Below are 8,998 nucleotides of genomic sequence, written 5' to 3'. Positions count from 1 at the left end.
GTGCAAGATTCGTGATCGTTGATTGCCTTCTCGTCAAGTGAGTGAACGGTCGTTGGGAAATTCGGTTCGGGCCTGAGGGGTTCGATCACCATCCGTGATGGTCTCGTTCCGAGCGGCCCGAGAGTGTGCGGTCTGGTGAGAGGGGAACCGATGCACATGAGTACCACGGTCAGGGGGCTCGAGGTCGAGCAGTCCGTAGCCCGAATCGATTGGGTGGTGCGGGCGCGTTGTCGAGAGAGTGATCCTGATGAACTTTTCGTCCGCGGCGCGGCGCAGCGTGAGGCTGCGACGGTGTGTCGGGATTGCCCGGTGTTGATCGAGTGCGGTGCGGACGCGCTCGATCATCGTGTCGAGTTCGGGGTGTGGGGTGGGATGACCGAGCGACAGCGTCGATCACTGCTCAAGGCGCATCCCGAGATCAGTTCCTGGTCCGAATTCTTCGAGACCCGGCGCCGCCGTGAGCGTGCGGTCTGAGTTCCGGTTAGTACAGCACGCACTGTCTTTATCGGCATCTCACTCGGTCTCGCTGAGGGATCGGGCGCCTCGGTGCCGCCTCGACCGGCCAGTGTTGAGGTGTGGTGGGCTGTATCCGGGCGTGCCTCCCCGGGGTACATCTTTGGCGGGAGGATCCTCGGCTCACGTTGTGGGGTCAGGGTAGTGGTGCTGACCAGGTCAGTCGGGTGCCGCCCTGATCGAGGGGGGTGGCGGTGAAGGTGCCGCCGGCTTGCTGCGCGCGGGAGGTGAGGTTGTGCAGTCCGCTGCGGGCGACGGTGGTGGGGATGCCGATGCCGTCGTCGGTGACGTCGAGGGTGAGGTTGTCGTCGACGGTGATGGTGATGGTGACGCTGTCCGCGTGGGCGTGGTGGACGATGTTGCTGAGTGCTTCGCGCAGCACTGCTTCGGCGTGGTCGGCGACGGTGCCGGTCACCACGTTCAGGGGCCCGGACATGCGGACGGTGGTGCGCAGTGCGGTGTCCCCGGTGTGTTCGGTGATGATTTCCTGGAGTGCCAACCGGAGTTGTCGGTTCTCGTCCGTTCCGCCGTGCAGGTCGAAGATGGTGGTCCGCACGTCCGTGATGATGTTCTGGACGTCGTCGATCATGTCCGAGATTCGTTGGCGAATCTCTGGGGTGCGGGTGCGTGAGTGGGTGCTTTGCAGGTTCAGCCCGTGCGCGAATAGTCGTTGGATGACATGGTCGTGGAGATCGCGGGCGATGCGGTCCCGGTCGGTGATGACGGTGAGGGCGGCCAGTTGGCGTTGATCGTCAGCCAGTTTCAGGGCCAGGGCCGCGTGGTCGGCGAACTCGGCGGCGAGTGGGAGCTGGTGGTCGTCGAAAGCGTCTTTGTCGGGGTTGCGGATGATCGCGAGCACACCCGACACCGAGCCCGGGGACACACGCAACGGCAGCAGCAGTGTGGGACCGTACTGTTCGTCGCCGCGGCCCAGTTGCGGAACCTGCCGAGGTGTCCCCCGGCGATAGGCGGACTCGATCGCGGAATCCTCGACCCCGATCTGCCTACCCTCGAACCCGGCGGCATCGTCACCGGAATAGGCGGTGACCACGAGTGTGGTGACCTCCGAGGGGGGCAGATCCGGGTCAGCGGGCTGGACGATCACCACGTGGTCGGCGCCGGCCAGGGTCAGGGCCCGACGGGCGATCAGATGGAGTACCTCGTCGGGGTCGGCGGCGGCGAGTAGTTCGGCACGGATCTCGCTCGTTGCCTGTTGCCACTGTTGCCGCAGGCGGGCTTCTTCGAAGAGGCGAGCATTGTCGACGGCGATTCCTGCCGCCGCCGCCAAGGCCCGCACCATCACCTCGTCGTCCTCGGTGAATGCCTGCGCGTTCGCCTTTTCGGTGAGATACAGGTTGCCGAAGACTTCGCCGCGGACCCGGACCGGCACCCCGAGGAAGGTCCGCATCGGCGGATGGTGTGCGGGAAAACCGGACGAGGCAACGTGCTGGGCAAGATCGTCGAGGCGCAGCGGTTTGGGTTGGGCGATCAGCAGACCGAGCAATCCGTGCCCGGTGGGCAGGTCTCCGATCAGGTTGCGGGTGTGTTCGTCGATGCCCTCGGAGACGAACTCCTGCAGTCCGTCGCCGTTGCGGTTGAGCACACCGAGGGCTCCGTAGCGGCAATCGGCCAGTTCGATCGCCGCGTGCACGATCCGTTTCAGCGTCGTTTCCAACTCCAGCCCGGACGCAACGGTGAGCACTGCCTCGAGCAGGGCGTCGACCTGGTCCCGGGATGCCGTCATCTGGTCGATGCGATCTTGAACCTCTGCCGGCAACTGTCCCAGCCGGAGCTGGGACAAGCTGCCCCCGAGCATGGGTTCTTCGTTACCTGCCATACCTGTGCCCCATTTATTTGAGTCCGCGCCTTGCAGTTGCATGATCGGTTCGAGGTCGTCGGAGGTGGTTCGGAATCCACACTAATAGTCTTTCCACGCTTTTCGTGTCCGCTACTAGGCCGGGGCGGGCGTGGTGGTGGTGATGCGGTCGCCTCCGAAGGACAGGACTTTGTCCCCTGTCCGGCTCTGGCTCGGGTGTGGATTGTTGTCCGGGTCGAACGGCTAACAGGAGGAAGGAGGACGTCGTGTGTCAGGGGGAAGAACATCTCGCATATCAGCGGGAAAGCGATCGCGAGATCCTCGCGGGCCAGGAAGTCATGCTTTCTCTGGTCGAATGCATGGGGTTGCTGCGGTCTGTGCCCGTGGGGCGGCTGGTCTACACCGAAAACGCTCTGCCGGCGGTGCGTCCAATGACCTTCGCTGCCCCTGCTGGGGAAGTCGTCATTCCGACCGGTAACGACATGTGGTTCGACCGCTTCGGTGGTGGGGTCCTGGCGTTCGAAACGGGGACTATCGACCCGGTCACCCGAACGGGGTGGAGCGTGGTCGCCATGGGCCGGTCCCGGCTGCTGTCCGGCGCCGGCGGTTTGCTCGGCTTCGACGACTCTGGCAGGTCTCCTTGGCAGCATCGCTGCGGCGACAGCTATCTCGTCATCGACATCGAATACGTCACCGGGCGGCACACCAGGTTGGTTCGCCCTCACGGTGACTACCGATGACAGCTCGCGCTGATCTGTCCCGCTGCTGCCCGACCGGGCCGGGCCGGCAGCCCGCAGGAATCCGCCCGCCCTGTTCTGTGAAGCGTTCGTGGTGATAACGGGACTACAGTTCACCGCATGACCAACGTATTCCTCGTCGACGATCACGAGGTTGTTCGCCGCGGAATAGCGGAACTGCTCACCGAAGACCCCGAGCTGACCGTGATCGGGGAGGCGGCCTCCTGCTCGCAGGCTCTCGCGCGGATCCCGGCGCTGCAACCGGATGTCGCGGTGCTCGATGTCCGCCTCCCCGATGGCAACGGCATCGAACTGTGTCGTGAACTGCTCTCCCGGATGCCCGAGCTCCGGTGCCTGATGTTGACGTCCTTCACCGACGATCAGGCGATGCTCGACGCCATCCTCGCCGGCGCGAGCGGGTACGCCGTGAAAGACATACGCGGGTTGGAGTTGGCCCGAGCCGTCCGTGATGTCGGCGCGGGAAAGTCGTTGCTCGACAACCGTGCCGCGGCCGCGCTGATGGCGAAGCTCCGCGCGGTCCCGACCGAAGAAAATGGTCGCTTCGCCCGACTGACCAAGCAGGAACTCACCCTGCTCGAGCTTGTGGGTGAGGGACTGACCAATCGGCAGATCGCCGCACGCATGTTCCTCGCCGAGAAGACCGTCAAGAACTACGTGTCGCGACTCCTGACCAAGCTGGGGGTCGAACGACGAACCCAGGCCGCTGTTCTCGCCACCAGGCTGCCTGTGAACCGCCCCACGAGTTGATCGGTCCGGCCCCTGCGCCCGGCCCGCACCCCGATCGTGACGACGACGCCACCCACTGCATCGTGGTCCTGTGTGCCGATCCGCCCGGACGAGCTGTTCACAGGCCACGTTCGGCAGCCTGGTTCCGCGACGTGTGCACCGCACCGGTGCCGCCGGTCCGTGTCGAACAGACGCCGTTCCGTGTCGAACAGACGCCGTTCCGGCGGCTGGTTTCCGGGACCGGATCGTGGTCGAGGTCGAGGTGCACGTTCGGTCCGTTGTGATGCAGGGCCTCCGACCATCCCAGATCCCCGATCACGGCGAGCATCAGGGTGTTCTGTGCGAGAATCTCCGCGGTCAGACGCCTCACACCGTGGTTGTAGGCGACGCCCACCAGCTCTCGGAGCAGCATCGTGCCCACACCATGCGACTGTTGGTCATGGGCAACGACGAGCGCGAACTCTGCGCTGGTGGCCTCTGTAGCGATGCCGGTGATCACGTAATTGCTCACGCCCACGAGTTCGTCACCGGCGAAGGCACCAAGGGCGGTGTGTGTGGCGTCTTGTCGGCACAGCATGGCGACGAGATCGTCGAGATGTGTCGGCAGGGGCGAGAAGAAGCGCATGTATGCGTCGTGCTCGGAGAGTCGCTCGTGCAGAAGGCGGACCGTGTCCCGGTCGTCGACGGTCAGGTACGTGATGGTGATGTCGGGGTTCGTTGTCCCCGACTGGGCCACTGCCGCATCGCTGCTCATGTTCGTTGCTGTTGCGGCTCTCTTCCTTCGAGTCATCAGGCTCCGCGTCCTTCCGAGAGGATTACCGTGTGATCTTCCCTGTCTTGGGACCGTGATTCGTCAGCGTGGCAGGTGTCGGTCCGAAAGTGGGAATCCCGCCGAGATCGTCGGGTTCCGCTCTGGTGTCGGGGTTTCGGTGAGCTCGGTGGTGGGCCCTGGTGTGGATTCACATGTGAGGAAGCGCGGCAGCGAGGAACATCAGTCCGGCCGCGATGCCGGCGACGCCGGCCACGGCGCCGATGACCGCTTCGATGGGAACCGGCTCGTCTGCCTTGGCGACGCGGGCGCGGGCCACGGTGCCGGCCACGACAGCGCCCACACCCAGCAACACCCCGAGCCCGAATGTCCAGAACGCCACCACCGACAACGCACCGAGCATCACCGCCACATCACCGGCGCCGTTCGAACCGTTCGTTGTGGTGACCTTGTGGACAGGGTCACGGTCGATGTTCATGGTTCCTGCTCCTCCTCTCCCGGTGCCGCAGGTATCGGCCGTTGCCGCGCCGGCCTTGCCGGGTCTCTTCGCGCCCGCCTGTCGATTCGGCCTCCGGTATCTGCGGAGTCGACTGGTGTACGCCGATGTGCTGGTCGGTATTGGTGGTTATGGGACGCGACAGCTGCAGGATCCGGTCGGTGCAGGAGGCCTCCGTGCCGTTCCTGTCGAGGCGACCACCGTGATGTCACAACGATTCACGTTGCCTGGCAGCGGGATGGCAGATCAGCTCGCCCGACGTCGCGGGGAAAGCTGGGTAAGGAGCTTCTCCCACTCGCCGTAGCAGTCCGCATCCGGGCTCCGCCGGGTCGCCGCCGGCCCGGCGGCGAGCCCGACCAGGTCTTCGGCTTCCTTCTGGACGGTCATATGGTGACGTTGTGCCACATCGAGCAGCTCGTCGAAAGCCTGGACGTCGCTGCAGCCTCGGGCCGCCATCAAGATCTTTTCCGCGGTCGAGAGCAGTTCACGACCGTCGGGTGGGTGCCGTCCCGACAGGCGAGCCGGCCCCGGAAAGGGTGCGAGCGCTCGCCCGGTGCTGTTCTTCTCGGCCACGGGGAAACTCCTTTCGCTCCTTGATGCGTCGATCCGGCGCTTCTACCTCAATCCTCCGCCGTGTCAGCACAACTACACAGTAAAGTTGTTGAACAACAGGTAAATTGTCGGCGTGGTGTGCTCCACCCCGAGGGGTGAGCCTTCCGTTTGAAGCTGGTCAAGATCATCGATCCGCCGATATCACCGTCGATGATGTGGCGGGCCGACGCCATGACGGTGTTCCATGTGCCGATGACGTTGATGTCGATGGTGTCGCGGAAGGATTCCGGCGAGATCTGATCCCAGGGGGACGGGATACAGATGCCCGCATTCGCGACCACGATATCGAGGCGGCCGAGTTCGGCCACCCCGGAACCGACTGCCGAAGTCAATGTGTCGAGGTCACGCACGTCGGCGATCGTCGAGACAATCCGCCGGCCGAGCGCCTCGACCTGACGGACGGTCTCCGCCAAATCATCCGGTGTGGCGGAGTCGTACGGGACACCGGGCAGCGGGGCCGCGATGTCGATCGCGATGACGTCCGCACCTTCCTGCGCCAACCGCACCGCGTGGGCGCGTCCCTGCCCGCGGGCCGCCCCGGTGATCAGCGCGACCTTGCCTTCTACTCGTCCTGCCATGTCGAAGAACTCCTTGTGATTGTGGGGTTTGGGTGGTGCGTGCGTGCGGCGCTGATCCCGATCCGGGACCACCGCGTCCGCTCAGTCGGCGCCCAGTGTGCGAGCGAATCCCTCGGGAATGATCAGGTCCTTCGGACTCAGGTCGTGGACAGAGGAATGGCCCAGGCCGAGGACCGCCGAATCCACACCACCACGGACGATGTCGAGTACGTTCTCCACACCGGCCTGTCCGCTCGCAGCAAGACCCCAGAGGTACGCGCGGCCGATCATCACCGCCCGCGCGCCGAGTGCGAGTGCCTTGACCACGTCACTGCCGCGGCGGATTCCACCGTCCATCACGATCTCGACCTGGTCGCCGACCGCCTCCGACACCGCACGCAGCGCGCGGATCGGGGCGGGGGTTCCGTCGAGGTTGTTGCCACCATGGTTGGACACCGAAATCGCCGTGACTCCGGCATCGACGGCCCGGTGGGCGTCGTCGACGCGCATCACACCCTTGAGCATGAACGGTCCGCCCCATTGCTCCCGCAGCCACGCGATGTCGTCCCAGGTGGGCAGCGGGGTTTGCGTCCATTCGCCGTACGCACCGAAGAAAGTCGGCGCATCTTGACCTGGCTTGGCGAGGTTGGGTGTGGTCAGGTCCGGGATCCGGCCGGTCTTGGCGAATGTGAACAGCCACTTCGGGTGGGTGATGCCCTCGGGTGCGAATTTGATCATCGCTTTGAGGTCGAGTTTTTCCGGGATCGCCGGGCTGCCCCAGTCCCGGCCGTTGGAAAATGACCAGTCCGTCGTCATGATCAACCCCACCACGCCCGCCGCCCGGGCCCGTTCCATCCGCTGCACCAGTGCCTCGCGGGTGCCGACCCAGTACATCTGGAACAAGGTCTGGGAGTTGACGGCGGTGACGTCCTCGATGGACTTGCTCGCGAACGACGAGAGCCCCATGATGATGCCCCGGGCCGCTGCGGCGCGGGCGACGGCCACCTCCCCGTCGGGGTGCACTGCCTGGACACCGGTCGGGGAGATCATCACCGGAAACGAAATCGGCTGGCCCATCACCGTGGTCGACAACTCACGTGTGTTCGACAGTCCCGCGGTGTGGGGAGCGAAGCCGAGTTCGGTGAACGCGGCGACGTTGTCGTCGATCGTCAGTCCCTTTTCGGATCCGGCGATCAGCGCCGCGTATACGGAGGGCAGTAACCGTTTCTTCGCCCTCTGCTGCGCCTGTGCAACGGTCTCGAACCAGGCATTCTTTGTCATCGGTCCGCTCTCCTCACGGTGTGTCCGGCATCAGCTTTCGTTTACCGCGTGCCTGCAGGCGGCATGTGTGACCAGTTTTAGTGTTAGGAAGGAAGACTCATGAGTCCGAGGACGCCGTGTTCGGCTGCCGCACAGTGGGCTCAGTTGAGTCCTGGTTCCCACCCGTTGATCGAGGACGTGATGACGACCTATCCGGTTCGGGGTTCGATAATGCGCGGTGCGGCAGCCTTCAGCTTTCCACTGGCCGAACGGTTTCGGCGAGGTCTATCCTCGTGGGCCATCGTATATGGGTCATCGTATAGGGGCCGGTATCTCGCTGGTCATCGATGTCGACCGGGATCGTATCGGCGCCTTCGCGTGCGGACGTGATGGCGTGGGTGCGACCGTGGCCGCGGACGCCGCCGGTGATGAACGCAACCGTGGCGTCGAGTAGACCCATGATCTCTCCTGGTGTTGTGGATGAGTGGGGCAGTGTGCGCAGTGCGGTACAGCTAGTTGATGCTGTCCGGGGGCGCAGAGTGTGCCGCCGACGTCGAGTACATGGGGCGCTGCCGGCGACGTGGCCGCTGTCGGGCCGAAGTAGGGGTCGCACAGGGGAAGTGGACCAGTTCTCTGGTGGCAATCTGCATGGCAATCAGCGGGCGTGCGGGTTTCTCGGTCCGGGTTTCGGTCGGCGCGGCACCGTGGGGATGAAGAAGGCGCAGGGTCGGGAAGTCCCGGGTCGATATCGAGATGTGGGAGTCGGTGGACACGATATTTCGGTATCCGAGCGGGGTGACAGCGTGGGACAGGCTCTCGGTGAGCGAATGTTCCGCCCGTCGACGCCGTTCTTCGGGGTCGACCCATGTCAGCGTCCTTTCGGTGGCTGCGGCGACCCGTCGACGACAACCGGATCGCCGACTACCTCGAGTTTATGTCACAGGGTGACAAAACGCTAGTGTCTGCGGGAATCGATGGGTGAACAGCGGATGCCGAACAGGTGAGCTGTGGCGACCGAGGCGGTCGACCCGTGGCCATGAGCGCCCGTGAGTTGGTCGCGGCTGCCCCACGTCTCTTACTCTACAAGGGTTTCGGTGAGACGGTCGTCGACCAGGGCAGATGTGCTGTGGGCCGAATCATCCGCCGAACTGTCTCGACTTCGGGATCATCTGTCCAGATCCAGGGAGTATTCCTGGTGTCTGTTCCTGAAATTCACGTTAACCGATGACGAGCGTGACCAGTTGGCGGCGTGGTCGCGGGGATCGTCACGGATGGCAGCGGGATCGAATGATCTTGGCATGAAGTGATCCTGACGTTGTCTACGATCACCTCGCAGGACCTGCTGCGAACCCCGCGACCGGGAACTAAGTGGTTGGATTCGTTAATTCGTCGGGGGTCATGCCGCTTGCAGGGTTCGGTCGTGGTGGTCGAGTCGTTCGAGGTGTCGGTGTAGGTCGGTGGTGGTGTAGCGCCACTTGAACGGTACGGCGG

The 8,998-nt window shown here is 64.4% G+C and carries 9 protein-coding genes, 1 tRNA gene and 2 pseudogenes; 4 read left to right on the top strand and 8 right to left on the bottom strand.

Translation table 11 applies throughout. From position 1 onward, the window contains the following. Positions 1 to 150: 150 nt before the first annotated feature. Complete coding sequence (locus WAW17_RS19690) at positions 151 to 474, top strand: WhiB family transcriptional regulator (protein ID WP_422334602.1); 324 nt, start codon at positions 151 to 153, stop codon at positions 472 to 474. Between the two features lie 175 nt (positions 475 to 649). On the opposite strand, the gene WAW17_RS19685 is transcribed toward WAW17_RS19690, so the two are convergent. Next, complete coding sequence (locus WAW17_RS19685) at positions 650 to 1,639, bottom strand: GAF domain-containing sensor histidine kinase (protein ID WP_422334604.1); 990 nt, start codon at positions 1,637 to 1,639, stop codon at positions 650 to 652. A gap of 45 nt (positions 1,640 to 1,684) precedes the next feature. On the opposite strand from WAW17_RS19685, the gene WAW17_RS19680 reads away from it, so the two are divergent. Beyond that, a tRNA-OTHER gene (locus WAW17_RS19680) sits at positions 1,685 to 1,800 on the top strand. A 31-nt stretch (positions 1,801 to 1,831) separates the two neighbouring features. Here the strand turns inward: WAW17_RS19680 and WAW17_RS19675 are convergent. After that, positions 1,832 to 2,257, bottom strand: a pseudogene (locus WAW17_RS19675) (GAF domain-containing protein); the annotation flags it as partial. Positions 2,258 to 2,667: 410 nt separating this feature from the next. Here WAW17_RS19675 and WAW17_RS19670 point away from each other — a divergent pair. Both WAW17_RS19670 and WAW17_RS19665 read left to right on the top strand, forming a co-directional pair. Beyond that, positions 2,668 to 3,069 (top strand): pyridoxamine 5'-phosphate oxidase family protein, encoded by a 402-nt coding sequence (locus WAW17_RS19670; protein ID WP_422334603.1) that lies wholly within the window; start codon positions 2,668 to 2,670, stop codon positions 3,067 to 3,069. A gap of 117 nt (positions 3,070 to 3,186) precedes the next feature. Further along, a complete protein-coding gene (locus tag WAW17_RS19665; protein WP_422334601.1) occupies positions 3,187 to 3,834 on the top strand; it encodes a response regulator in 648 nt (215 codons plus the stop codon). Between the two features lie 97 nt (positions 3,835 to 3,931). Here the strand turns inward: WAW17_RS19665 and WAW17_RS19660 are convergent, their stop codons facing one another. From WAW17_RS19660 to WAW17_RS19635, 6 genes and pseudogenes are all read right to left on the bottom strand, one after another. Then, on the bottom strand, positions 3,932 to 4,567 hold the full coding sequence (locus tag WAW17_RS19660; protein WP_422334600.1) for a GNAT family N-acetyltransferase: 636 nt from the start codon (positions 4,565 to 4,567) through the stop codon (positions 3,932 to 3,934). Between the two features lie 205 nt (positions 4,568 to 4,772). Further along, positions 4,773 to 5,060 (bottom strand): hypothetical protein, encoded by a 288-nt coding sequence (locus WAW17_RS19655; RefSeq protein WP_422334599.1) that lies wholly within the window; start codon positions 5,058 to 5,060, stop codon positions 4,773 to 4,775. A 264-nt stretch (positions 5,061 to 5,324) separates the two neighbouring features. Further along, a complete protein-coding gene (locus WAW17_RS19650; protein WP_422334598.1) occupies positions 5,325 to 5,651 on the bottom strand; it encodes an ANTAR domain-containing protein in 327 nt (108 codons plus the stop codon). Positions 5,652 to 5,809: 158 nt separating this feature from the next. Beyond that, positions 5,810 to 6,268, bottom strand: a pseudogene (locus tag WAW17_RS19645) (SDR family NAD(P)-dependent oxidoreductase); the annotation flags it as partial. A gap of 81 nt (positions 6,269 to 6,349) precedes the next feature. Beyond that, the gene (gene mftD / locus WAW17_RS19640; protein ID WP_422334597.1) at positions 6,350 to 7,528 is read right to left on the bottom strand and encodes a pre-mycofactocin synthase MftD; all 1,179 of its coding nucleotides are present in this window, start codon (positions 7,526 to 7,528) and stop codon (positions 6,350 to 6,352) included. Positions 7,529 to 7,757: 229 nt separating this feature from the next. Further along, entirely contained in the window at positions 7,758 to 7,967 is a 210-nt protein-coding gene (locus WAW17_RS19635) for a hypothetical protein (protein ID WP_422334596.1), read from the bottom strand. Positions 7,968 to 8,998 lie beyond the last annotated feature (1,031 nt).

The sequence above is a fragment of the Rhodococcus sp. (in: high G+C Gram-positive bacteria) genome (genome assembly GCF_049286785.1).
Classification (GTDB): domain Bacteria; phylum Actinomycetota; class Actinomycetes; order Mycobacteriales; family Mycobacteriaceae; genus Rhodococcus_F.
The sequence above is the reverse complement of the archived record's forward strand: the minus strand, read 5'-3'. Positions and strand labels throughout refer to the sequence as shown.